Source organism: Streptomyces sp. NPDC030021, assembly GCF_055574035.1.
Genome location: NZ_JBVIAH010000014.1, coordinates 1 through 22,767 on the forward strand (window position 1 = coordinate 1; position 22,767 = coordinate 22,767).

Below are 22,767 nucleotides of genomic sequence, written 5' to 3' on the forward strand. Positions count from 1 at the left end.
CGGGCCTCACCGACCTCCTCTGGGGCCGCCTGGCCACCGCCGGCAACCGCAAAGACGGCCCGGGCTTCTAGCCCGATTCAGCCTCGCCGGCGTTTTGGGCGCAGGTCCGGGCGGAGCCCGGTGCCCGGCGGAGCCGGGTTTCCTGGGGCTCCGCCCCAGACCCCGCGCCTCAAACGCCGGCGAGGCTGAAATACGGCCCGGCGAAGCCGAAATGGGGTCGGCGGGCTACCAGCCCTGTAGGGGTGGGGAGATGCCGGTCGGCGGGGTGGTCCAGGGGTGGGTCAGGGAGGCCCACACCACGAAGGCCACCGCCGCGGCGAAGAGCACGGCCCAGCCGAACCGGCGCAGGGCCCGCCGCCGCCGCAGGAGCCGGTCGCCCCGGGCTGCGGCGCCCGCCGCGAGCCCCGTCGGCACCGGCGGGTACGGGCCCTCCAGGAGCCGTCTGACCTGCGCTTCCTTCCGGTCGGGGAGCCCGCTCACGCCGCCTCCCGGTTCCGCAGCGCCTCCACGGCCCGGTTGCACAGCACCCGTACCCGCTCCACCGGCATCCCGAGCTGCGCCGCCGTGACCTCCTCCGCGACCCCTTCGTAGAGCCGCAGGACCAGTACGAGCCGCTCCGGCGGGCTCAGCCGCGCCAGCACACCGGCGCCACCGTGATGGCGCCAGCCGGTCCGGGCGAAGGCCGCGCACAGCTCCTGGCGGGTGAAGTCGTACGGATCGTCCCCGCGCAGGCGCCGCCAGTTCGCGTACGTGCGGGCCAGCGCGCCCGCCAGCAGCCGCCGGGCCGGCTCCGGTTCACCGGTCAGCAGGAGCGCGACATGCAGGAGACGCCCGGCCGCGCCCGCGACGAAGGCTTCGAACTCCGCGTAGGAGCCCGCCTGTTGATCAACCACCCGCATAGTCCACATAGTGCGGGCAGCGGGGCCGCCCGGGTCAAGAGGACGGACGGACTCCGCTCAGGAGGCGGGACCGGCTTCGGCCACGGCCGCCATGAGCTCCGACAGCGACAGGTTGAAGCGCGTCAGCAGACCGGTGAAGGATTCCCGCTCGACCTCGCTCCAGCCCTCCGTCACCCGGGCCATCAGCTCGCGCCGCGAGGAGCGGACCTCCTCCAGCCGGGCCAGCCCCCGCGGGGACAGCGCGAGCACCACGGCGCGCCCGTCCTCGGGGTGCGAGGTCCGCTTGACCAGACCGCTGTCGACCAGCGGCGCGACCTGCCGGGTCACCGTGGAGGAGTCGATCCCCATGCCGCCGGCGAGCGCCTTCACGCCCATCGGGCCCTCCAGGTCGAGCCGGTTCAGCAGCAGGTAGGCGGCGCGGTCCATCGAGTTGCGGGCCTGGCCCACACCGCCCAGACGGGTCTGCTCGGCACGGCGGGCGAAGACCGCCACCTGGTGCTGGAGCGCGTCGAGGAGACCGGCTCCGGCGGGCGCGTCGGGCGCCGCGGGCAGATCGGAATTGGCCGGGGTGGAAGGCATGGCCGTGGGCTCTCTTCGCGTGGGTCCGACAAGGATGGGGGACAGAGTACGCGGCCGTGCGGCGGCTCGTACGCCTCGTACGAGAACTGATACGACCGGTTGGGGCCCCTGCCCCGCAGGTGTCCCGGTTGGCGAGATATCGCCCCTCGCGCGGGCCCTCGCGTACGCCCTCGCGCACGCCCTCGGACGGGCGCTCCCGCGGCCCCTCCCGCTGCCCGGAGCCGGCTCCCGCCCGGGCTGCGAGACTGGCGGCATGAACTACCGCGTGCCCCAGCCCGTCCCGCAGGTCATCCTCGACGACGTCCGGGGGGCCCAGAAGATGCTGTCCGGGGTCTCGCGGGTCACCGCCATGGAGGGCAGCCGGCACCTCTCCGCACTCACCGGCTCCCCGGTCCACCTCAAGTGCGAGAACCTCCAGCGCACCGGCTCCTTCAAGCTCCGCGGCGCCTACGTACGCATCGCCGGCCTGCGCCCCGAGCAGCGGGCCGCCGGTGTCGTCGCCGCGAGCGCGGGCAACCACGCGCAGGGCGTGGCGCTGGCCTCGTCCCTCCTCGGGGTCCGCTCGACCGTGTTCATGCCGGTCGGGGCGCCGCTGCCGAAGGTGGCCGCGACCCAGGAGTACGGCGCCGACGTGCGTCTGCACGGGCAGGTCGTCGACGAGACCTTCCTGGCCGCCCAGGAGTACGCGGACCGCACCGGCGCGGTGTTCATCCACCCCTTCGACCACCGCGACATCATCGCGGGCCAGGGCACGGTCGGCCTGGAGATCCTGGAGCAGTGCCCGGAGGTGCGGACCATCCTCGTCGGGATCGGCGGCGGCGGACTCGCGGCCGGTGTCGCGGTCGCCGTGAAGGCGCTGCGGCCGGACGTGCGGGTCATCGGGGTGCAGGCGGCGGGCGCGGCCGCGTACCCGCCCTCGCTCAAGGCCGGACACCCGATCTCGATCGACGAACCGGTCACGATGGCCGACGGCATCAAGGTCGGCCGCCCCGGGGACGTCCCCTTCAAAATCATCGGCGAGCTCGTCGACGACGTGCGTACAGTCTCCGAGGACGCCCTCTCCAGTGCTCTGCTGCTCTGCCTGGAGCGGGCCAAGCTGGTGGTCGAACCGGCCGGGTGCAGCACGGTCGCGGCCCTGCTCAGCGAGCCCGAACTGTACGGCGGCGGCCCGGTGGTGGCCGTCCTGTCCGGCGGGAACGTCGATCCGCTGCTGCTCCAGCGGATCCTGCGCCACGGCATGGCGGCGGCGGGCCGGTACCTGTCCCTGCGGCTGCGCGTGGCCGACCGGCCGGGCGCCCTGGCCGGGCTCCTGGCGGTGTTGTCAGTGGTGGATGCGAACGTGTTGGACGTGAGCCATGTGCGGACGGACCCGCGGCTGGGGCTCACGGAGGTGGAGGTGGAGCTGCACCTGGAGACGAAGGGCCCGGAGCACTGCGCGGAAGTCGCGCGTTCCCTGCACGGCGCGGGATACAAGGTGATGAGCTAGGCGATGAGCCAGGGGGCGTCCTCAGCCGGCCCCGGCCGTCCCCGGGCGTTCCCGACCGTCCGGTCGCCTCCGACCACCGGACATCCCCCGTTCGGCCGAGCAGGACCCGTCCGGCGCTCATAGGATTTGCGTAGAAATGCCCTGAATATCCTGATTCTACTGGCCCGATTCACTGGGAGAATCCATATGCCAGGCGCTATCTACGCCGAAGGTCTGGTCAAGACCTTCGGCGATGTACGGGCTCTCGACGGCGTGGACCTCGATGTCCCCGAAGGCACCGTCCTGGGTCTGCTCGGCCCGAACGGCGCGGGCAAGACCACAACCGTACGTGTCCTGACCACCCTCCTGCGGCCCGACAGCGGCAGGGCCGTCGTCGCCGGCATCGACGTGCTCAAGCACCCCAACGAAGTCCGCCGCGCCATCGGCCTGTCCGGCCAGTTCGCGGCCGTCGACGAGTACCTGACCGGCCGCGAGAACCTCCAGATGGTCGGCCAGCTCTACCAGATGAAGGCCAAGGCGGCCAAAGCCCGGGCCACCGAACTCCTCGAACGCTTCAACCTCTCCGACGCCGCGGACCGCACGGCCAAGACGTACTCCGGCGGTATGCGCAGGCGCCTGGACCTCGCGGCCGCCCTCGTCGTCAGCCCACCCGTGATGTTCATGGACGAGCCGACCACCGGACTCGACCCCCGCAACCGCCAGCAGCTGTGGGGCATCATCCAGGAACTCGTCGCCGGCGGCACCACCCTGCTCCTCACCACCCAGTACCTGGAGGAGGCCGACCACCTCGCGCACGACATCTGCGTGGTCGACCACGGCAAGGTCATCGCCCGCGGCACCTCCGACCAGCTCAAGGCCCGTACCGGCGGCGAGCGCGTGGAGGTCGTCGTCCACGAACGGCAGCACATGACCACCGCGCGCGAGGTGCTCGCCGGCTTCGGCAAGGGCGAGACCACGGTCGAGGAGCACACCCGCAGACTGACCGTGCCCGTGTCGGGCGGCGCCAAGCTGCTCGCCGAGGTCATCCGCGAACTCGACGGCCGGGGCATCGAGATCGACGACATAGGCCTGCGCCGCCCCACCCTCGACGACGTGTTCATCTCCCTGACCGGGCACGCCGCCGAACGGGCCGCAGAAGAGAACGAGAACGGCGACGCGCCGGCCGCTCCCGCGGCCAAGGACCGCAAGACGGCCCGCAAGGAGGTGGCGAAGTGACCCTCACCTCCCCGAACCCGGGCGCCTCCCCGCACCGCCAACTCACGGCGCCCCGTCCGCGCGGCGGCGTCGTCCAGAGCGTGAACGACTCCCTCGTGATCGCCAAGCGGAACGTCATCCGCCTCAGCCGGATCCCCGAGATGTTGATCTTCGGGCTGATCCAGCCGGTCATGTTCGTGGTGCTGTTCAGCTTCGTCTTCGGCGGCTCGATGATGATCGGCGGCTCGACCAGCGCCAGCGACTACCGGAACTTCCTGATGGCCGGCATCTTCGCCCAGACCGTCACCTTCGCCACCGCGGGTGCCGGCGCGGGCATCGCCGACGACATGCACAAGGGGCTGATCGACCGCTTCCGCTCGCTGCCCATGGCGCGCGGCGCCGTCCTGACCGGCCGCACCCTGGCGGACCTGATGCAGACGGCGCTGACCATGGTGGTGCTGGCGATGGTCGCCCTCCTCGTCGGCTGGCGCACCCACACCAGCGTCGGCGAGGTGCTGTCCGGCTTCGCCCTGCTGCTCCTGCTCGGGTACGCGTTCTCCTGGATCGGCGCCCTGATCGGGCTGTCCGTGCGCACTCCGGAGGCGGCCACCTCGGGCGGGCTGATCTGGCTGTTCCCCGTCACGTTCATCTCCAACGCGTTCGTCCCCACGGAGAACATGGCGAGCTGGCTCCAGCCCATCGCCGAGTGGAATCCGTTCAGCGCCACCGTCCAGGCCTGCCGCGAGCTCTTCGGGAACCCGGGTGTCTCCCGGTCCGACGCCTGGCCGATGGTCCACCCGGTATGGGCCTCGCTGATCTGGTCGGCCCTGATCATCCTGCTCTTCCGCACGCTCGCGGTCCGCAAGTACCGCGGGGCGGACGGCTGAGGTCCGCAGGGACGCCCGTACCCGCAGCAACGCGCGATGCCCGGCCGGGAGGATCCGGCCGGGCATCGCGCGTTGTCACGCAGGAAGAAAACGGTGACCGAGGGTGATCAGCCGGTGAAGGGCTTGACGTCCAGGATCTTGACCGAGGCCTTCTTGCCGTTCGGCAGCTCGTACTCGGCGTCCTCGCCGATCGCCTTGCCCAGCACGCCGCTGCCCAGCGGGGACTGGGGGGAGTACGTCTCGAAGTCCGAGGACGCGTACTCGCGCGAGGCCAGCAGGAACTCCATGGTGTCGTCCTCGTCGCCGTCGAAGGCGATCTTCACGAGCGTGCCGGGGGCCACCACGCCGTCGGACGCGGGCGCGGTGCCGACCTTGGCGTTCTCCAGGAGCTGCGTGAGCTGGCGGACCCGGAGCTCCTGCTTGCCCTGCTCCTCCTTCGCCGCGTGGTAACCACCGTTCTCACGCAGGTCGCCCTCCTCGCGGGCGGCTGCGATCTTCGTGGCGATCTCCGTGCGGGCGGGACCAGAGAGGTAGTCCAGCTCCGCCTTCAGCTGGTCGTACGCCGCCTGGGTCAGCCAGGTGACGCTTTCGCTCGTCTGGGTCACGGGTGCTCCTCGTCGGTACAGGGGACTACTGGCCGCCGTCGGCGGACGAAACCACGAGCCTAACAATTCGGGAAGAAAAGGGGGAGGACCCCAGAGGCTCATTGCCTCGTGGGGCGCCACTTCAACCCTCTTCGGACCTCAGTGGGCGGAAGGCGCCGACTGGCAGCCGACCAGCTCGATCATCGTGGCCCGGCCGGTGGTCTTCAGGGTGACGATCTCGTCCACCCGCGACCGGTTCTGCGCGAAGGTGAAGTCCGCACGGCCCACCTCGGCGTGCTCCTTGTTCTGGGAGCTGAGGGAACAGACCCCGGCGACCGAGGCGTCCTTGCGGACCTCCAGGTGCACCTTCACCTCGGTGTCCGAAATCACCTGGAACTTGATCACCTCGGCGCTCACGCTCTGTCCCGCGACGTAGTCCCAGCCGATCCAGCCGACCACGCCCAGCAGCGCCGCACCCAGCACCGATCCGATGATCTTGAGCTTCCGGTCCGCACGCTCGTCCGCCGACCGGCCGTACCGGCCCTCGGGCAGTCCCTCGCGCACCGCGCTCATGATCGTTCCTCTCGCCGGAGACGGCTTGGTCACCCCTGGAATTTTCCGCCCTCCAGTTCGGTCACTATAGGAGCTGAGTGTCGCGCCGAATCGCAGAGGATCCTGTTTTGACCGAGCAGCTTCGACTGATGGCCGTCCACGCCCACCCCGACGACGAGTCGAGCAAGGGCGCGGCCACCATGGCCAAGTACGTGTCCGAGGGGGTTCCCGTGCTGGTCGTCACCTGCACCGGTGGCGAGCGCGGCTCGGTCCTGAACCCCAAGCTCCAGGGCGACAAGTACATCGAGGAGAACATCCACGAGGTCCGCGCCAGGGAGATGGACGAGGCGCGCGACATCCTCGGCATCGAGCAGGAATGGCTCGGCTACGTGGACTCCGGCCTTCCCGAGGGCGACCCGCTGCCCCCGCTGCCCGAGGGCTGCTTCGCGCTCGCGGACGTCCACGAGGCCGCCGGTGAGCTGGTGAAGAAGATCCGCGCCTTCAAGCCGCAGGTCGTCACCACTTACGACGAGAACGGGGGCTACCCGCACCCCGACCACATCATGACCCACACGATCTCCATGCTGGCCTTCGAGAGCGCGGCCGACACCGAGAAGTACCCGGAGAGCGAGTACGGCCCGGCCTACCAGCCGCAGAAGCTCTACTACAACCAGGGCTTCAACAAGCCGCGCACCATCGCCCTCCACGAGGCGCTGCTCGCGCGCGGCCTGGAGTCCCCCTACGGGGAGTGGCTGGAGCGGTGGAAGGAGTTCGAGCGCAAGGAGCGGACCCTGACCACCCACGTGCCCTGCGCCGACTTCTTCGAGATCCGCGACAAGGCGCTCATCGCGCACGCCACCCAGATCGACCCGGACGGCGGCTGGTTCCGCGTCCCCATGGACATCCAGAAGGAGGTCTGGCCCACCGAGGAGTACGAGCTCGCGAAGTCGCTCGTCGACACTTCCCTCCCCGAGTCCGACCTCTTCGCGGGCATCCGGGAGAATGCGTAGCTATGAGCGCTACGCAGGCAGCACTGACCCAGCTCCTTCCGCTGGCGGGTGACACCTTCGACAAGAACAAGGTGACGCCCGGCCTCCTCGGCTTCATCGTGTTCGCGGCCCTCGCCGTCGGCGTGTGGGCCCTGATGAAGTCCATGAACCGGCACATGGGCCGGGTGAACTTCGAGGAGGCCCCGGAGCCGACCGCCTCCGGCGGGGACGGCACCCGGACCCCGTAAGGCCGGTCCGGGGTCGGTAGGGGCCTGCGGGGGCCTTCGCGTGCACGCCGCCGCCCGGGCCGCCTCCGGCGCGGACGGCACCCCGGGCCCCGTACGGCCGGGCCGGGACCGGTGCGGCGCTGCGGGGACCTTCGCGTGCATGCCGCCGCCCCGGCCGGGAAGCCGGCGGGCGGGGGCCTGCGCGCGTGCGCGATCCGGCTGCCGGGTCCGCCGCGGGGCGCTTCCCGCGGTTTCCCTCCGCCCTCGGTCCGCTTCCGGCCTGCGGCCCCGGCGGGTTCCCGCCGCTTCCGGTCCCTGGGCCACCAGGGAGCCGCCCGTCGGGCCGGTGGCCGGCCGAGGAGCGCGCCCGGGACGCGCCGTGACCCACCCTGCCCGTCGGGACGCGAGCGCGTCAGACCCGCGGGACCCCCATGACCTCCCGCGAGTGCAGGTTCGGGACCAGGCCGAGCCGCCACGCCTGCCAGCCCTCCGCCGGATCCACCCCCCGGCCCAGGATCACCCCGTAGGTCTCCAGGCAGTCCTCCAGCCTGCCGTCCCGCGCCGGATGCGGCGCCTGCGCGAGGCGCCCCAGCTCCGCCCGCGCCTCCTCCGGCGCCGCCGGCACCGCGTACGGCAGCATCGTGCACCGCAGGAAACGCGCCCAGTCCTCCCCGCGCCGGTCCCCGTACGCGATGAACAGCCGCACCGCCTCCTCGCACAGACCCAGTGCCTGCGACAGCCGGCCGTTGCCCGCGTCGATCACCGCCAGCTCCAGACACGTCCACGCCTCACCGTGCGCCAGCCCGATCCGCCGGAAATCCGCCCGCGCGTCCACCAGCAGCTGACGGGCGAAGCCGGAGTTCCGCAGGTTCCCCGTCTGCGCCGCCCGCTGGTCCCGCGTCACCCGGCCCGAATGGTGGCGGGCGTACGCCAGCCCGTACACGTCCCGCATCCGCGAGAACATCGTCCGCGCCCGCTCCAGCTCCCGTACCGCCTCGTCGCGCTCGCCGCCCACCTCCAGCGCCTGCCCGAGGTAGTACTGCGTCCACGCCTCCCCGCGCGCGTCCTCCGCCTCCCGGTGCCGTGCCAGCGCCTCCCGCAGCCCGTCCACCGCCGGCCCCGGATCCCCGTCCACTACCCGGGCCCGGCCCAGCTGCGTCAGCGCCCACGCCTCGCCACGGTCGTCGCGGGTACGCCCGTACAGCTCCAGAGCCAGCCGCAGCTCCACCTCCGCCCGCTCCACGTCCCCGAACCGCAGGTGCACCTGACCCAGCTGGAAATGCGCCCACGCCTCCCCGTGCACGCTCTCGCTCTCCCGGTGCAGCGCCAGCGAGGTCTCCAGCAGCCGTGCCGCCTCCGCCAGCCGCGCCCGGTCCCGCTCCACCGCCGCCAGCGCGTGCAGCCCCCACGCCCGGTCACCCGCCAGCTCCGGCGGCTCCTGCAGCACCAGCGCCTCCCGGATCCGCACCGCCGCCTCCGGAAGATTGCCCTGGTGGTGCAGGGTGATCCCGAGCGAGACCAGGGCCATCGCGGCCGCCGCCTCCTGATCGGCCTCCATGTACTGGTCCACCACCGACGCCAGCGTGGTGCGGGCCTTGTCCAGCTCGCCCAGCTGGCGCGCCGCGATACCCGTACGCCACTGCACCGACCGCACCAGCCGCCCCTGCTGCCCCTTCAGCCCGTTCTGACCCGCCGCCACCACCTGCGTCAGCTCATCGATCTCACCCAGCCGGTACAGGTCCCCGCGCAGCAGACAGAAATCGCACAGCGCACCCAGCAGATCCAGCACCGCCTGCTGATCCACCCCCTCCGAATGCCGCAGCGCCGCCGTGATGAAGCTCGACTCGTCGTCCAGCCAGCGCAGTGCCGCATCCAGCGAGGTGAAACCGTGCCCCCCGACCGGCCCCTTCAGGAACGTGTTCGCCCGCGTCGACATCTTCCCGTCGACCATCCTGATCACCGAGTCCGCCAGCCGCGCGTAATCGCGGATCAGCCGCTCGTGCGCCGCCGCGGCCTGCGCCCGGTCCTCGTCCGCCACCGACCGCGCCGCCGCGTACGAACGCACCGCGTCGTGCATCCGGAACCGCTGGCCGCGCACCCGCTCGATCAGCCCCGCCTCCCACAGCTCCTCCAGCGTGCGCAGCGCCGCCGCCTCCGGTACGTCCGCCAGCGCGGCCGCCGCCGCACCGCCCAGCGACGCCCGCCCGGCCAGCGGCAACCGCCGCAGCAGCTGCCGGGCGGGTTCGGCCAGCCGCGCGTCCGCCGCACGCAGCGCCGCCTCCACCGGGTGCGCCGCCGCACCGCCGGCCAGGGCCCGGCCCTCGCCCGCCAGCGGAGCCAGCAACCGCAGCGCGAGCGGCAGCCCGCCGCTCAGCTCCACCACCGCGGCCACGTCCTCGTCCGCGACACCCGCGACACCCGTCGGACCCGCCGCACCCGCCGGACCCGCCGCACCCGCCCGCGGCTCCCGGAGCAGCTCCGCCGCCTCCTGCGGTGCCAACCGCTCCACCGGCAGCTGGTACACCCACGCCGCCAGATCCGCCGGCAGCTCCAACGGCTCCCGCGCCGTCACCAGCACCAGGCTCTCGGAACGCTCCGGAACCAGCATCCGCACCTGCGCCGCGTCCACCGCGTCGTCCAGCAGCACCGTCACCGGCAGCCCCTGCAGATGCTGGTGGTACAGCTCGCCCAGGCGCCGCACCTGCTGCTCCGCCGACGCGCCCTCGCGGAACAGCAACTGCTCGCGGGGCGCACCCAGCCGGTTCATCAGGTGCAGCAGCGCCTCCCGGGTGGCCAGCGGCGCCTCCCCGGACGCCTCCCCGGCCGAACCGCCCCGCAGGTCCACCACGCACGCACCCCGGAACTGATCCCGCAGCGCGTGCGCCGCCCGCAGCGCCAGCGTCGTACGGCCCACCCCCGGCTCACCGTGCAGCACCACCACCACCGGCCGGGTCTCCGTACTGGCCCGGGCCGCCTGCACCCACTGCGCGATCCGCGTCAGCTCGGACCGCCGCCCGGCGAACACCTCCGCCGGAGCCGGCAGCTGCCCGAAGGAATGCTCCAGCGCACTGCGGCGCCGCGCCTCCGCGCTGCGGTCCGCACCCCGCAACCGCGGAGCGGGCCGCGCCGCCGGCCGGGCCGCTGCGGGCCGGGCCGCCCGGGCCGCAGCGGCCACCGCACGCTGCTGCTCCAGGAACGGCCGTATCCCGCGCACCTCCAGTGCCGACAGCCACTGCAGCTTCAACTGCTCCGGCCCGCCCGGCCGGCCCCGCTCCCCGGCCCGCCGGTTCGCGGCCGGCAGGTGCAGCGCCGTCACCTTCACCACCGTCGCCACCGCACCGGAGATCCCCACCACGGCCCCCGCGGTCAGCGCCGTACCGGCCGCGACACCCAGCGACAGGTCCGCGCCCACGGCCGTGGCCGCCGCGACCGCCGTCACCAGCAACGCCGTGGAATGGTTGCCCCGCCGGAAGGCCTCACCGAGCGACTGGTCCCCGGCCGCCGCCTCGTCCAGAGCCCGTACGTATGCCTCGTACTCCGGCGCGGCACTCGCGGCGAGCGCGTCCAGCGCCTCCCGGCCCCGGGCCAGCAGCGTCGCCCGGTCGATGCCCGTACCCGTTCCCCGCTGCGCCGCGTCGTCCACGGCCCGCTCCAACAGCCGCTCGGCCTCACCGCGATGGCTGTCCCGCATCGGCATCCCCCTCAGAGAGCTCCGGCAACGAGACCCAAGTGTCCTTCGGGACTCCTCCGAGCGCGAGGGAATCTGAGCTAGTTCAGAGGGAACTGCGCACTCTCTCCTACAGTCGGGTCGAAATCAGTCAACTGGCATATTCGGAGGGCAACATGACGCTACGTCGCTTACGCACGGCTCTGGCATCCGCCCTGTGCGCGACGGCACTGCTGCCGGCCCTGACCGGATGCGAACCCAGGCCGCCCGCACGGGGATTCGTCCCGCGCCACGAGAAACCGGCCCAAGCCGACCACGACAGCGCCGGCTTCCTGAAGCGGTCGAAACTCGTCGAGCTCGTCACCGCCGACCTCAACGCCTACCTCGACGTCCCCCACCGGATCACGGTCGTCGCCCGCTCCTGTGAGGGCGAGGGCAGCGGCTACGACCCCGGGACCCACCGGATCGAGCTCTGCTACGACGACCTGACGGAGGACCGGAAACTGTTCGAGGAGGCCGACCGCCGCCCGGCCGACGAGCCCCTCTCCGAGGTCGTCCGAGAGACCCTCCACCACGAGGCGGGCCACGCCCTCATCGACGCCCTCGACCTCCCGGTCCGCGACCAGGGCCGCGCCGAGGAGGACGCCGCCGACCGCTTCGCCCAGCTGATGCTCCTGCGCACCCCGGAGGGCGACCGCACCCTGCTGACCGCCGCCCGCGCCTACGACCTCGCGGCGGCGGCCGACCCCACCCCGGCCCCCGACGACGAACACGCCCCGGACCCGGCCCGCGCGGAATCACACCGCTGCGCGGCCTACGGCCACGCCCCGGCCCGCCACCCGGACCTCGCGACCCCGGCCCGCGCGAGCTGTCCGGCGACCTGGACCGCCACCCGCGACACCTGGACCGCCGACCTGGCCCCGCTGCTGCGGTGAGCGTGCGAGGGCCGACGCATAGGCGGGACGGGGCCGGCCGGATTCGAACCGGCGTCCTCCCGCATGCGGTGAAGGCGCGACTACCGCTGCGCTACGAGCCCCGTCCCGCTCGCGGGAATACGGGCCGCCAGACCTCCGCCGCCCCCGAATATGCGACGCCCGGCGGGCCGCACCCCCGCATTCGGGCCGGTCCCCACCGGGTGCGCGAGGATGGGGGCATGCCCAACCGACTTGCGCACGCCACGTCCCCGTACCTCCTCCAGCACGCGGACAACCCCGTCGACTGGTGGCAGTGGGAGCCCGCTGCCTTCGACGAGGCGCGCAGGCGCGGCGTGCCCGTCTTCCTGAGCGTGGGGTACAGCAGCTGCCATTGGTGTCATGTCCTCGCGCACGAGTCCTTCGAGGATGAGCTGACCGCCGCGTACATGAACGAACACTTCGTCAACATCAAGGTCGACCGCGAGGAGCGGCCCGACATCGACGCCGTCTACATGGAGGCCGTCCAGGCCGCCACCGGCCAGGGCGGCTGGCCCATGTCGGTCTTCATGACCGCCGACGCCGAGCCCTTCTACTTCGGGACCTACTTCCCGCCCGAGCCCCGGCAGGGGATGCCCTCCTTCACGCAGGTGCTCGAAGGCGTGCGGACCGCCTGGGTGGGGCGGCCCGAGGAGGTCGCCGAGGTCGCGCAGCGGATCGTACGGGACCTGGCCGGGCGGGAGTTGGACTACGGGAAGGCCGGCACGCCCGGGCCCGAGGAGCTCGCGCAGGTACTGCTCGGGCTGACGCGGGAGTACGACTCCGCGCGCGGCGGATTCGGCGGGGCACCGAAGTTCCCGCCGTCCATGGTGCTGGAGTTCCTGCTGCGCCACCACGCGCGCACGGGGTCCGAGGGCGCGCTCCAGATGGCCGTGGACACGTGCGAGGCGATGGCGCGCGGCGGGATCTACGACCAGCTCGGAGGCGGGTTCGCGCGGTACTCCGTGGACCGGGAGTGGGTGATTCCGCATTTCGAGAAGATGCTCTATGACAACGCGCTGCTGTGCCGGGTGTACGCGCACCTGTGGCGCGCCACCGGGTCCGGTCTCGCGCGCCGGGTCGCGCTGGAGACCGCCGATTTCATGGTCCGGGAGCTGCGTACCGACCAGGGCGGCTTCGCCTCCGCGCTCGACGCCGACAGCGAGGATCCGCTGACCGGGGCACACGTGGAGGGCGCCTACTACGCCTGGACGCCCGCCCAGCTGCGCGAGGTGCTGGGGGAGGACGACGGGGATCTGGCCGCCGGGTACTTCGGGGTGACCGAGGAGGGGACCTTCGAGCACGGGGCGTCCGTGCTGCAGCTGCCCCAGGACGGTCCCGCGGTGGAGGCGGGCAGGCTCGCCGGGATCAAGGAGCGGCTGCTGGCCGCGCGGGGGCGGCGGCCCGCGCCCGGCCGGGACGACAAGATCGTCGCGGCGTGGAACGGGCTGGCGATCGCCGCGCTCGCCGAGTGCGGGGCGTACTTCGAGCGGCCCGACCTGGTGGAGCGGGCGACCGAGGCGGCCGATCTGCTGGTGCGCGTGCACATGGACGGCCGGGCGCGGCTGTCGCGCACCAGCAGGGACGGGCAGGTCGGCACCAACGACGGGGTGCTGGAGGACTACGGCGACGTGGCGGACGGCTTCCTCGCGCTGGCGTCCGTGACCGGCGAGGGGGTCTGGCTGGAGTTCGCCGGATTCCTCGTCGATCTGGTCCTGGACGGGTTCACCGCCGAGGACGGGTCGCTGTACGACACGGCGCACGACGCGGAGAAGCTCATCCGCAGGCCGCAGGATCCGACGGACACGGCCGCCCCGTCGGGGTGGACGGCCGCCGCGGGCGCGTTGCTCTCGTACGCGGCGCACACCGGATCGGAGGCGCACCGTACGGCGGCGGAGCGGGCGCTCGGGGTGGTGCACGCGCTCGGGCCGCGGGTGCCGCGCTTCATCGGGCACGGGCTGTCGGTGGCCGAGGCGCTCCTGGACGGGCCGCGCGAGGTGGCGGTCGTCGGCCATCCGGAGGATCCGGCGCTGGCGCTGCTGCACCGGACCGCGTTGCTGGGGACGGCTCCCGGGGCGGTGGTGGCGGTCGGTCTTCCGCGTGCGGCGGACGGCGCCGGCGGTGAGTTCCCCCTTCTTGCCGAGCGCACACTCGTGCACGACCTTCCTACGGCGTATGTGTGTCGACATTTCGTCTGCGCGCGGCCTACGACGGAACCGGTCGAACTGGCCGAGCAGTTGGGTGTGATTCATCCCTGAAGTGACCGGAGTGCCGTCAATTCCGGTTGCACGTATATGAGTTAAGAAACGTGCTTTTTATCTGCGATGCAGCTGAGTGTCATGTTCACTGCCTAATCTCTTGGCTTCGGGAGTCACCGAGACGGCGCACCGGGGGGTGCGCGCAAGGGGGAAGCGGGGGCGGCGGGCCGGGGGGCCCGCCGTGAGCCCCCGGGGGGTTTGCCGATCGCCGCCGGGGGGCGGCGGGTCTGTGGGGGGCCTTGTGTACACGTCTGTGTTCATCGCTGTCATTTCCCTGGCGCTCTTCTGGATGGCCGCATTCACGCTCTGGTGGCAGATGCACGCGTGGCGGACCCCCGAGGTGCTCGCCTCCACGCGTTTCGACCGCCCCGACGGGGAGGGCCGCCTCGCCTTCTCGCTGCTGCTGCCCGCCCGCCACGAGCAGGCGGTCCTGGAGCACACCATCGACCGGCTGCTGGAGTCGAGCCACACCGACTACGAGATCATCGTGATCGTCGGACACGACGACCCCGAGACGGCCGCCGTCGCCGAACGGGCCGCCGCCCGCGCCCCGGCCCGCGTACGGGTCGTGGTCGACCACCACGAGACGAAGAACAAGCCGAAGGCCCTCAACACCGCCCTCCCGTCCTGCCGCGGTGACATCGTCGGAGTCTTCGACGCCGAGGACCAGGTCCACCCCGAGCTCCTCGCCCACGTCGACCACGCCTTCCGCTCCACCGGCGCCGACGTGGTCCAGGGCGGGGTCCAGCTCATCAACTTCCACTCCAGCTGGTACAGCCTGCGCAACTGCCTGGAGTACTTCTTCTGGTTCCGTTCCCGGCTGCACCTGCACGCCGAGAAGGGCTTCATCCCGCTCGGCGGCAACACCGTCTTCGTGCGCACCGAGGTGCTGCGCGAGGCCGGCGGCTGGGACCAGAACTGCCTCGCCGAGGACTGCGACCTCGGGGTGCGGCTGTCCTCGGTCGGCAAGAAGGTGGTCGTCGCCTACGACTCCGACATGGTGACCCGCGAGGAGACGCCCGGCTCGCTGGTGAGCCTGCTCAAGCAGCGCACCCGCTGGAACCAGGGGTTCCTTCAGGTGTACCGGAAGAAGGACTGGCAGCAGCTGCCCGGGCGCGGCCAGCGCTGGCTGGCCCGCTACACGCTGATGACGCCCTTCATGCAGGCCGCGTCGGGGGTGATCATTCCACTCAACTTCGCCGTCGCGGTCCTCCTCGACGTACCGGTCGGCATCGCGATCATCACCTTCCTCCCCATGATCACGGCGATGGTGACCTTCGTGTTCGAGATCGTCGGCCTGCACGACTTCGGCCGCCAGTACGGTCTGCGCGTCCGTTTCGTGCACTACGTCAAGCTCGTGGTCGGCGGCCCGTTCTACCAGGTGCTGCTCGCGGGGGCCGCGATCCGTGCGGTCTGGCGCGAGCAGCGCGGCCGCAACGAGTGGGAGCTGACCAGCCACACCGGCGCCCACCTGACGGCGACCGCCGCCGCGACCCCGACCGCCGCCGCCGGCACGCCCGCGCACGTCACCGCGCCCGCGCCCGTCCCCGCCACCGCCGCATCCGGTGTCGTATCCGCCTCCACCGCGATCCGAGAGGACGGCCGCCAGTGACCGCCACCCTGCCCACGGCCACTGATCCCCAGCCAGAGACCCGCACCGTCCCGGACCGGCGGACGCCCGTCGCCGGCGGCCTCGGGGTGCGCCCGGCCGCGCCCGCCCGGCCCCTCGTGCGCTTCCGCTCCTCCCGCCCCGACCTGCTGCTGTGCGGCGCCCTGCTGCTGGTGATCGTGCTGGTCCAGGGCTGGAACATCACGAACTTCCCGACCCTGAGCGACGACGAGGGCACGTACCTCGCGCAGGCCTGGGCCGTCCAGCAGGGCGACGGCCTCGCCCACTACACGTACTGGTACGACCATCCGCCGCTCGGCTGGATCCAGGTCGCGGGCCTGACGTACCTGCCGTCGCTCTTCGTGCCCGACTGGATGACCGTCGCGCCGATGCGGTTCTCGATGCTCGCGGTCTCCGCCGCCTCCAGCGTGCTGCTGTACGTCCTGGCGCGCCGGCTGTGGCTGCCGCGCTGGGCGGCCGGGCTCGCGATGGCCCTCTTCGGGCTGTCGCCGCTCTCCGTGGTCCTCCAGCGGGAGATCTTCCTCGACAACCTCGCCGTGATGTGGATGCTGCTCGCCTTCTGCCTCGCCGCGTCCCCGAGCCGCCACCTGTGGCACCACTTCGGCTCCGGGCTGGCGGCCGCCACCGCCGTCCTGACGAAGGAGACGATGCTGGTGGTGCTCCCGGCGCTGCTGGTGACCATGTGGCGCCACAGCCACCGCGACACCCGTAAGTTCGCGGTCACCGGTGCGATCACCGCCTGTGCGCTGATCGGGCTCTCGTACCCGCTGTACGCCCTGCTCAACGGCGAGCTGCTGCCCGGCTCCGGGCACGTGTCGCTCATCGACGGCATCACCTACCAGATGGGCCGCGAGGGCTCCGGCTTCATCCTCACCCCCGGGTCCGGTTCGAACGGCGTCTTCCGGTCCTGGCTCTACTACGACACCGTCCTGCCGCTCGGCGGGCTGGCCGGCGCCGTCCTGCTGCTGGCCACCGTCCTCTGGTCGGTCACCGCCCGCGCGCTGGCCGGCCCGGCGCTCGCCGCCGTCATCCTCGCCGCCGTCGCGATGCGGCCCTCCGGCTACCTGCCGGCGATGTACGTGATCCAGGCGCTGCCGTTCCTCGCGCTCGTCCTCGCCGGGGGCGCGGCCAGCATCACGCACGCCGTGCTGCGCCGCCGCCGAGGTCCGGGCGAGCGCCGGTCGCGGGTGTGGGCGCGCTGGGCGCTGCTCGGCGTACTCGCCGCGTCGGCCGCCGTGTACGTGCTGCCGCGCTGGTACGACGGCAACCGCACCGCGCTGACGGTGGACGCGAACGCCCCGTACCGGCAGGCCGCGGCCTGGCTCGGCAGCGAGGTGGCCGATCCGGCGAACACCCGGGTGCTGCTGGACGACGCGCTCTGGCTGGACGCGGTGCACCACGGCTTCGAGCCGGGGCTCGGCGCGATCTGGTTCTACAAGGCGGACCTCGACCCGGCCGTCACCAGGACCCTGCCGCGGGGCTGGCAGGACATCGACTACGTGGTCTCCTCGCCCACCGTGCGCCGTGACGCGGTGAACCTGCCCAACGTGAAGGCGGCGCTGGAGCATTCGGCGGTGGTGGCGGTCTTCGGGTCGGGCGAGGACCGCATCGAGATACGCAGGACCGACCGTACGAGTGGGAGCTGAGCGAGTATGAGCGAGGACCTGTGGCACCTCCATGCCCCGGTCGATGCGGAGCTCACCGCTCCGCAGGCCCTGACCGGCAGCGTGACCCTCATCATCCCGACCTTCAACGAGTCCGGGAACATCACCGAGTTGCTGCGCCGGCTCGGTGAGGCGCTGCCCGACCACCTGCCCTGCGAGGTGCTGTTCGTGGACGACTCCACGGACGACACCCCCGCCGTCATCGAGAAGGCCGCCGCCGACCACCCCTTCCCCGTGTCGGTCCTGCACCGGGAGACGGCCGACGGCGGGCTCGGCGGCGCCGTCGTCGAAGGGATCAAGCGCGCGGACACCGACTGGATCGTCGTCATGGACGCCGACCTCCAGCACCCGCCCCACCTCGTCCCCGAGCTCGTCGGCGAGGGCCTGCGCACCGGCGCCGACCTCGTCGTCGCCTCCCGCTACATCAGCGGCGGCAGCCGGGCCGGGCTCGCCGGGAGTTACCGCATCGCCGTCTCCCGCGCCGCGACCTGGCTGACGAAGGGGCTCTTCCCGCGCGCCCTGCGCGGGATCAGCGACCCGATGAGCGGCTTCTTCGCGATGCGCCGCTCCGTCGTCACCGCCGAGGCCCTGAAGCCGCTGGGCTACAAGATCCTGCTGGAGCTGGCGGTGCGCTGCCGCCCCGGCAAGGTCGCCGAGGTGCCGTTCGTCTTCCAGGACCGCTACGCGGGGGAGTCGAAGTCCACCGCCCGCGAGGGCATGCGCTTCCTCGCCCACCTCGCCTCGCTGCGCTCGGCCGCCCCGCTGGCCCGCATGATCGGCTTCGGGCTGATCGGGCTCTCCGGTTTCGTCCCGAACCTGGCCGCGCTGTGGCTGCTCACCCATGCGGGGATGCACTACCTGCCGGCCGAGATCGTCGCCAACCAGGCGGGGGTCCTGTGGAACTTCCTCCTCATCGAGACCCTGCTCTTCCGCGACCGGCGCCGGCACCGCCACTGGGCGGACCGGGTCGGGCGCTTCGCGCTGCTCGCCAACGCCGATCTGCTGCTGCGCATTCCGCTGATCGCGCTGTTCGTCGCCCGGTTCGGGATGGAGGTGCTGCCGGCCACCGCTCTGGCGCTGGTGACCACCTTCGTCCTGCGGTTCGCGGCCACCGAGGCCCTGGTCTATCTGCCGCGCCGCACCTCGACGACCACGACGACCACGACGACATCGGCCACCTCGGCCACGCCGACCACCACCTCGGCCACGCCGACCCACCCGGACGTCCCGTTGGAGGCGGGCCGTCACACCAGGAGCTGAGCCGCACAGAAAGGAACCTTTCCATGCGTCTGACGATCCGGCGGAGGGCCGGGCGGCGGGCCGCCCTGCTTGCCGTCGGGGCGATGACCGCGAGCCTGCTGCTCACCGCACCGCAGCAGGCCACGGCCGGTCCGCCCAATCTGCTCTCCAATCCCGGTTTCGAGACCGCCGGAGCCGCCGGCTCCGACATGCCGTCCTGCTGGTCCAAGTCCGGCTGGGGCGACAACGACTTCACCTTCGCCACCGTCGCCGACGCGCACGGCGGCACCAAGGCGATGAAGGTCTCGCTCACCCGCCGCGTGGACGGCGACCGCAAGGCGCTGGTCACGGAGAACAGCACCTGCGCCCCGTCCGTCACGCCTGGCAGGCAGTACGACCTGTCCGCCTGGTACAAGTCGAACACCCCGGACGTGTCGGTGACCGTGTTCCGCCGTGACACGACGGCGGGCTGGCAGTACTGGACCGACCTGCAGAATCCGCCCGTCAGCGCGGCCTGGGCGCGTACGGAGGTCCGTACGCCGGCCGTTCCGCCGGGCACCGACAAGATCGCGTGGGGTCTGTCGGTCTACGGGGTGGGCACGCTCACCACCGACGACTACGCGCTGGAGGAGGTGGGCGCCGTCCCGCCGCAGCCGGCCTGTTCGGGCACCGCGGAGGAGTGCGCCAAGGGCAAGTGGCAGGTGATCCCGGCGCAGAACCCGGTGCGTTCGATGCACGCGGTCGTGCTCAACGGGGGCACCTCCCAGGCCGGAGGCTCTGGGGGCGGAAAGGTGCTGCTGATCGCGGGCTCGGGCAACGACATCGCCCAGTTCAACGCGGGTACCTTCACCTCCGCCGTCTACGACCCGGCGAACGGGTCCTTCAAGACGATCCCGACCCCCGTCGACATGTTCTGCGCGGGCCATGTGCAGCTGGCGGACGGCCGGGTGCTGGTGATGAGCGGAAACAAGGGGTACCCGTCGGCCGACGGGTCGATCGGCTACCAGGGGCTGAAGGACTCGTACATCTTCGACCCGGTGACCGAGAAGTACACGAGGACGAACGACATGAACGGCGGGCACTGGTACCCGTCGGCGACGATCCTCGGCAACGGCGACGTGATCTCCTTCGGCGGGCTGAAGGAGGACTCCACGGGCAATGTGACGGCGGAGAAGTTCTCGGCGGCGCAGAACAAGTGGCTGCCGATGAACGAGGTCAACCAGACCTGGTCGTACTGGGGCCTGTACCCGTCGATGATCCTCATGCAGGACGGGCGGCTCTTCTACTCGGGCAGCCACACCTTCGGCAACGGCACGCAGGGCACCGGGGCCTCGATCTACGACTACGACGCCAACACCATCACCGACGTGCCGGGCCTGCGGAACAAGGACGAGCGGGACGAGTCGGCGAGCGTGCTGCTGCCCCCGGCCCAGGACCAGCGGGTGCTGACCATCGGCGGCGGCAACAACGAGCGCAATCCGGCGGCCAACCGGCTCACCGACCTCATCGACCTCAAGCAGCCAAGCCCCGCCTACACGGCCGGCCCGCCGATCCCGCAGGGCCTGGTCGACCAGGGCCAGGGCAAGCGGCCGCAGACCGGCGCCGAGGGCAAGATGTTCGTGTCGGCGGTGCTGCTGCCGGACGGCAAGGTGCTGGAGACCGGCGGCGGGCTGCACGACCGGGCCGACCCGGTCTTCGAGGCCTCCTTCTTCGACCCGGCGACCAACACCTACCAGGCGGGTCTCGCCACCGACCCGATCCCGCGGACCTACCACTCGGCGTCGTTCCTGATGCCGGACGGCCGGGTCATGTCGGTCGGCGACAACCCGGGCAACGGGACGTACAACCACAACGTGTCGATCTACACACCGCCCTATCTCTTCAAGGGCGCCCGCCCGCAGATCACCTCGGTGATCGACACGCAGTGGGTGTACGGGGACACGCAGCGGATCACCGTCAACCGGCCGGTCGCCAAGGCGGAGCTGATCCGTCCGGCAGCGGTCACCCACTCCTCGGACCCGAACCAGCGGTTCGTGGACCTGCCCATGACCGTCGACGGGAACAACATCGATCTGAACGTCACCAGCAACCCCAACCTGGCGCCGCCCGGCTGGTACATGCTCTTCGCGGTCGACGCGAACGGCATCCCGTCGATCGCGACCTGGGTACACCTCGGCGGCCCGTCCGCCCTCGCGGCCACCCAGGAGCAGCCCTCCGCGCACGAGCACACCTTCGCCGACAAGCTGGGGCCGGCCAAGGAAAACCCGGCCAAGCGGGACTCCGCCCCGGTCGCGCCGAGCGTGGCCGGCTGCGACCGGCACTACGGCACGGCCAACGTGTGCGTACCGACCCGCTTCCCGGCCGAGGTGCAGGCGACGACGAAGGCCCGCTGCGACTGGCTGGCCTCCCACACGTACCCGAAGCGCCTCAAGGTCAACGGCAGCGATCCGCTGCGCCTGGACCCCGACCGCGACGGCTACGCCTGCTGACCTGCTGAAGCCGGATCCGGCGACGGCGACGGCCACGGACCGGGACCCTGCCGCCCCCCGGGGGGCGGCAGGGTCCTGGTTGCGGGCCCTCTTGATCCGCGCACACTGGGAGGGATGTGGCTGCTGTCACCCGGCAGGGAGGCCGAACCATGGCAAGTCCGATCAGCGCATCGCAGACCGCGCGCATCGTGCGGCTGGCGGCACGCGTCAGGCCCGAGATGTGGGATGCGATCAATCCGCACGGGCCGGTGTTCGCCGCCGGAGCGGCAGGGGTCCGTTCCCTCGACCGGGCCTCCGAAGTCGCCCTCAACCCACAGCCGCTCCCGCCGCGCGAACAGCTGCGGATCGCCGTCCTGCAGACGGTGAAAGGGGTCGCCGACACGGCGATCGGGGCGCACCAGGGGGGCCGCGACGCCCGGGAGATCCTGCAGGCGGTCGGTGACGACATGTGCCCCACGCCGCCGCATCCGAAGATCCCCTGGCCCAAGAACTGGCCGGGACCCTGGCCGCCCGGGGAACCCTTCCCCATCGACCTCGTCGACCCGCAGTACGCGACGCCCGCCGTCCAGGCGGTGGCCGGGCTGGCGTTCCAGGGGTACGCCGACGGCATCGCCGACGAGAAGCTGAGCGCCGTCTTCGGCGAGCTGGCCGACCGGCTCTTCGGCGCGGCCCTGCACAACTCCGGTTCCGGCTCCGCCTGAGCGCGCGGAACGCGACCGGGGCCGGGGCCGGGCCGCCCCGCCCCTGGATCAGTGCTGGTACGCGGCGAGCGAGATGCCGACGTAGTGGGCCACGAAGGCCGCGAGGGTCAGCGAGTGGAAGACCTCGTGGAAGCCGAAGAAGCGCGGGGAGGGGTTCGGGCGCTTCATGCCGTAGATGACCCCGCCCACGCTGTAGAGGAGGCCGCCGACGATCACCAGGACCAGGACGGCGATCCCGCCGGTGCGCATGAAGTCGGGCAGGAAGAAGACCGCCGCCCAGCCCATGGCGATGTAGCAGGGGGTGTAGAGCCAGCGCGGGGCGCCGACCCAGAAGACCCGGAACGCGATGCCGGCGGCGGCCGCGATCCACACCGCCCACAGCAGGGTCCGCCCGGTGGAGGGCGGCAGCAGCAGGACGGTCAGCGGGGTGTAGGTGCCCGCGATGATCAGGAAGATGTTGGCGTGGTCGAGCCGCCGCAGGATGGCCTCGCCGCGCGGTCCCCAGGTGCCGCGGTGGTAGACCGCGCTGACGCCGAAGAGGAGGCAGGCCGTGAGGATGTACACCCCGCAGGCGACGCGGGCCCGGGTGGAGTCGGTGAAGGCCATCAGCACCAGCCCGGCGACGACCACGGCGGGGAACATCCCGAGGTGCAGCCAGCCGCGCAGCAGCGGCTTCTCCTCCAGGGCGGTCTCCGCCGCCTCCAGGGCCTCGACTACCGGTGTGGCCTCGGCGGCCGGGACGGCGGCGGCATCAGAAGTCATGCGCGCCATG

General features: G+C 72.0%; 19 protein-coding genes and 1 tRNA gene. 12 read left to right on the forward strand and 8 right to left on the reverse strand.

Going from position 1 to position 22,767, the window contains the following annotated elements:
• Nucleotides 1-225: 225 nt before the first annotated feature.
• Genes ACZ4YL_RS25695 through ACZ4YL_RS25705 form a run of 3 tightly spaced genes read right to left on the reverse strand, consistent with a single transcriptional unit; the run spans nucleotide 226 to nucleotide 1,478 of the window.
• On the reverse strand, nucleotides 226-480 hold the full coding sequence (locus ACZ4YL_RS25695) for a hypothetical protein (protein ID WP_468119634.1): 255 nt from the start codon (nucleotides 478-480) through the stop codon (nucleotides 226-228).
• Entirely contained in the window at nucleotides 477-899 is a 423-nt protein-coding gene (locus tag ACZ4YL_RS25700) for a sigma factor-like helix-turn-helix DNA-binding protein (RefSeq protein ID WP_468119636.1), read from the reverse strand. Before ACZ4YL_RS25700 ends, ACZ4YL_RS25695 begins: the two co-directional genes overlap by 4 nt.
• 57 nt (nucleotides 900-956) lie before the next feature.
• Entirely contained in the window at nucleotides 957-1,478 is a 522-nt protein-coding gene (locus tag ACZ4YL_RS25705; RefSeq protein ID WP_468119638.1) for a MarR family winged helix-turn-helix transcriptional regulator, read from the reverse strand.
• 253 nt (nucleotides 1,479-1,731) lie between these two features.
• On the opposite strand from ACZ4YL_RS25705, the gene ilvA reads away from it, so the two are divergent.
• The 3 genes from ilvA to ACZ4YL_RS25720 all read left to right on the forward strand — a co-directional run bounded on the left by ilvA (nucleotide 1,732) and on the right by ACZ4YL_RS25720 (nucleotide 5,045).
• Nucleotides 1,732-2,964: a threonine ammonia-lyase gene (ilvA, locus tag ACZ4YL_RS25710; protein WP_468119640.1), complete on the forward strand. Its 1,233-nt coding sequence runs from the start codon at nucleotides 1,732-1,734 to the stop codon at nucleotides 2,962-2,964.
• Between the two features lie 186 nt (nucleotides 2,965-3,150).
• Entirely contained in the window at nucleotides 3,151-4,179 is a 1,029-nt protein-coding gene (locus ACZ4YL_RS25715; protein ID WP_468119641.1) for an ATP-binding cassette domain-containing protein, read from the forward strand.
• On the forward strand, nucleotides 4,176-5,045 hold the full coding sequence (locus tag ACZ4YL_RS25720; RefSeq protein WP_468119643.1) for an ABC transporter permease: 870 nt from the start codon (nucleotides 4,176-4,178) through the stop codon (nucleotides 5,043-5,045). Before ACZ4YL_RS25715 ends, ACZ4YL_RS25720 begins: the two co-directional genes overlap by 4 nt.
• Nucleotides 5,046-5,152: 107 nt before the next feature.
• On the opposite strand, the gene greA is transcribed toward ACZ4YL_RS25720, so the two are convergent.
• On the reverse strand, nucleotides 5,153-5,650 hold the full coding sequence (gene greA, locus ACZ4YL_RS25725; RefSeq protein ID WP_030009952.1) for a transcription elongation factor GreA: 498 nt from the start codon (nucleotides 5,648-5,650) through the stop codon (nucleotides 5,153-5,155).
• A gap of 138 nt (nucleotides 5,651-5,788) precedes the next feature.
• Nucleotides 5,789-6,202: a DUF4307 domain-containing protein gene (locus ACZ4YL_RS25730; RefSeq protein WP_468119646.1), complete on the reverse strand. Its 414-nt coding sequence runs from the start codon at nucleotides 6,200-6,202 to the stop codon at nucleotides 5,789-5,791.
• Between the two features lie 107 nt (nucleotides 6,203-6,309).
• Between ACZ4YL_RS25730 and mca the strand changes: the two genes are divergently transcribed.
• Both mca and ACZ4YL_RS25740 read left to right on the forward strand, forming a co-directional pair.
• Nucleotides 6,310-7,191: a mycothiol conjugate amidase Mca gene (mca, locus tag ACZ4YL_RS25735; RefSeq protein WP_468119647.1), complete on the forward strand. Its 882-nt coding sequence runs from the start codon at nucleotides 6,310-6,312 to the stop codon at nucleotides 7,189-7,191.
• A gap of 2 nt (nucleotides 7,192-7,193) precedes the next feature.
• The gene (locus tag ACZ4YL_RS25740) at nucleotides 7,194-7,418 is read left to right on the forward strand and encodes a hypothetical protein (protein ID WP_468119649.1); all 225 of its coding nucleotides are present in this window, start codon (nucleotides 7,194-7,196) and stop codon (nucleotides 7,416-7,418) included.
• 391 nt (nucleotides 7,419-7,809) lie between these two features.
• Here ACZ4YL_RS25740 and ACZ4YL_RS25745 read toward each other — a convergent pair whose 3' ends face one another.
• Nucleotides 7,810-11,088, reverse strand: coding sequence for a tetratricopeptide repeat protein (locus ACZ4YL_RS25745; protein ID WP_468119650.1), 3,279 nt, complete (start codon nucleotides 11,086-11,088; stop codon nucleotides 7,810-7,812).
• A gap of 152 nt (nucleotides 11,089-11,240) precedes the next feature.
• On the opposite strand from ACZ4YL_RS25745, the gene ACZ4YL_RS25750 reads away from it, so the two are divergent.
• Entirely contained in the window at nucleotides 11,241-11,999 is a 759-nt protein-coding gene (locus tag ACZ4YL_RS25750) for a DUF4344 domain-containing metallopeptidase (protein WP_468119652.1), read from the forward strand.
• Nucleotides 12,000-12,027: 28 nt separating this feature from the next.
• On the opposite strand, the gene ACZ4YL_RS25755 is transcribed toward ACZ4YL_RS25750, so the two are convergent.
• A tRNA-Met gene (locus tag ACZ4YL_RS25755) sits at nucleotides 12,028-12,101 on the reverse strand.
• A gap of 116 nt (nucleotides 12,102-12,217) precedes the next feature.
• On the opposite strand from ACZ4YL_RS25755, the gene ACZ4YL_RS25760 reads away from it, so the two are divergent.
• From ACZ4YL_RS25760 to ACZ4YL_RS25785, 6 genes are all read left to right on the forward strand, one after another.
• The gene (locus tag ACZ4YL_RS25760; RefSeq protein WP_468119654.1) at nucleotides 12,218-14,272 is read left to right on the forward strand and encodes a thioredoxin domain-containing protein; all 2,055 of its coding nucleotides are present in this window, start codon (nucleotides 12,218-12,220) and stop codon (nucleotides 14,270-14,272) included.
• A gap of 241 nt (nucleotides 14,273-14,513) precedes the next feature.
• Nucleotides 14,514-15,884, forward strand: coding sequence for a glycosyltransferase (locus ACZ4YL_RS25765; protein ID WP_468119656.1), 1,371 nt, complete (start codon nucleotides 14,514-14,516; stop codon nucleotides 15,882-15,884).
• Nucleotides 15,881-17,548 carry an ArnT family glycosyltransferase gene (locus ACZ4YL_RS25770; RefSeq protein WP_468119658.1) on the forward strand — a complete coding sequence of 556 codons (1,668 nt, stop codon included), beginning with the start codon at nucleotides 15,881-15,883 and terminating at the stop codon, nucleotides 17,546-17,548. Before ACZ4YL_RS25765 ends, ACZ4YL_RS25770 begins: the two co-directional genes overlap by 4 nt.
• A gap of 6 nt (nucleotides 17,549-17,554) precedes the next feature.
• Entirely contained in the window at nucleotides 17,555-18,826 is a 1,272-nt protein-coding gene (locus ACZ4YL_RS25775) for a glycosyltransferase (protein ID WP_468119660.1), read from the forward strand.
• A gap of 23 nt (nucleotides 18,827-18,849) precedes the next feature.
• Nucleotides 18,850-21,294 (forward strand): galactose oxidase-like domain-containing protein, encoded by a 2,445-nt coding sequence (locus ACZ4YL_RS25780; RefSeq protein ID WP_468119662.1) that lies wholly within the window; start codon nucleotides 18,850-18,852, stop codon nucleotides 21,292-21,294.
• Nucleotides 21,295-21,443: 149 nt separating this feature from the next.
• Nucleotides 21,444-21,995 (forward strand): hypothetical protein, encoded by a 552-nt coding sequence (locus tag ACZ4YL_RS25785; protein WP_468119664.1) that lies wholly within the window; start codon nucleotides 21,444-21,446, stop codon nucleotides 21,993-21,995.
• Between the two features lie 48 nt (nucleotides 21,996-22,043).
• Here the strand turns inward: ACZ4YL_RS25785 and trhA are convergent, their stop codons facing one another.
• Nucleotides 22,044-22,757: a PAQR family membrane homeostasis protein TrhA gene (gene trhA / locus ACZ4YL_RS25790; RefSeq protein WP_030765123.1), complete on the reverse strand. Its 714-nt coding sequence runs from the start codon at nucleotides 22,755-22,757 to the stop codon at nucleotides 22,044-22,046.
• Nucleotides 22,758-22,767: the final 10 nt, after the last annotated feature.

Bases quoted from the DNA above. Each gene is read 5' to 3' on its own strand.
- ACZ4YL_RS25700 (WP_468119636.1), bottom strand. From the start codon at position 899: ATGCGGGTGGTTGATCAACAGGCGGGCTCCTACGCGGAGTTCGAAGCC.
- ACZ4YL_RS25705 (WP_468119638.1), bottom strand. From the start codon at position 1,478: ATGCCTTCCACCCCGGCCAATTCCGATCTGCCCGCGGCGCCCGACGCG.
- ilvA (WP_468119640.1), top strand. From the start codon at position 1,732: ATGAACTACCGCGTGCCCCAGCCCGTCCCGCAGGTCATCCTCGACGAC.
- ACZ4YL_RS25715 (WP_468119641.1), top strand. From the start codon at position 3,151: ATGCCAGGCGCTATCTACGCCGAAGGTCTGGTCAAGACCTTCGGCGAT.
- ACZ4YL_RS25730 (WP_468119646.1), bottom strand. From the start codon at position 6,202: ATGAGCGCGGTGCGCGAGGGACTGCCCGAGGGCCGGTACGGCCGGTCG.
- ACZ4YL_RS25740 (WP_468119649.1), top strand. From the start codon at position 7,194: ATGAGCGCTACGCAGGCAGCACTGACCCAGCTCCTTCCGCTGGCGGGT.
- ACZ4YL_RS25745 (WP_468119650.1), bottom strand. From the start codon at position 11,088: ATGCGGGACAGCCATCGCGGTGAGGCCGAGCGGCTGTTGGAGCGGGCC.
- ACZ4YL_RS25750 (WP_468119652.1), top strand. From the start codon at position 11,241: ATGACGCTACGTCGCTTACGCACGGCTCTGGCATCCGCCCTGTGCGCG.
- ACZ4YL_RS25760 (WP_468119654.1), top strand. From the start codon at position 12,218: ATGCCCAACCGACTTGCGCACGCCACGTCCCCGTACCTCCTCCAGCAC.
- ACZ4YL_RS25775 (WP_468119660.1), top strand. From the start codon at position 17,555: ATGAGCGAGGACCTGTGGCACCTCCATGCCCCGGTCGATGCGGAGCTC.
- ACZ4YL_RS25780 (WP_468119662.1), top strand. From the start codon at position 18,850: ATGCGTCTGACGATCCGGCGGAGGGCCGGGCGGCGGGCCGCCCTGCTT.
- ACZ4YL_RS25785 (WP_468119664.1), top strand. From the start codon at position 21,444: ATGGCAAGTCCGATCAGCGCATCGCAGACCGCGCGCATCGTGCGGCTG.
- trhA (WP_030765123.1), bottom strand. From the start codon at position 22,757: ATGACTTCTGATGCCGCCGCCGTCCCGGCCGCCGAGGCCACACCGGTA.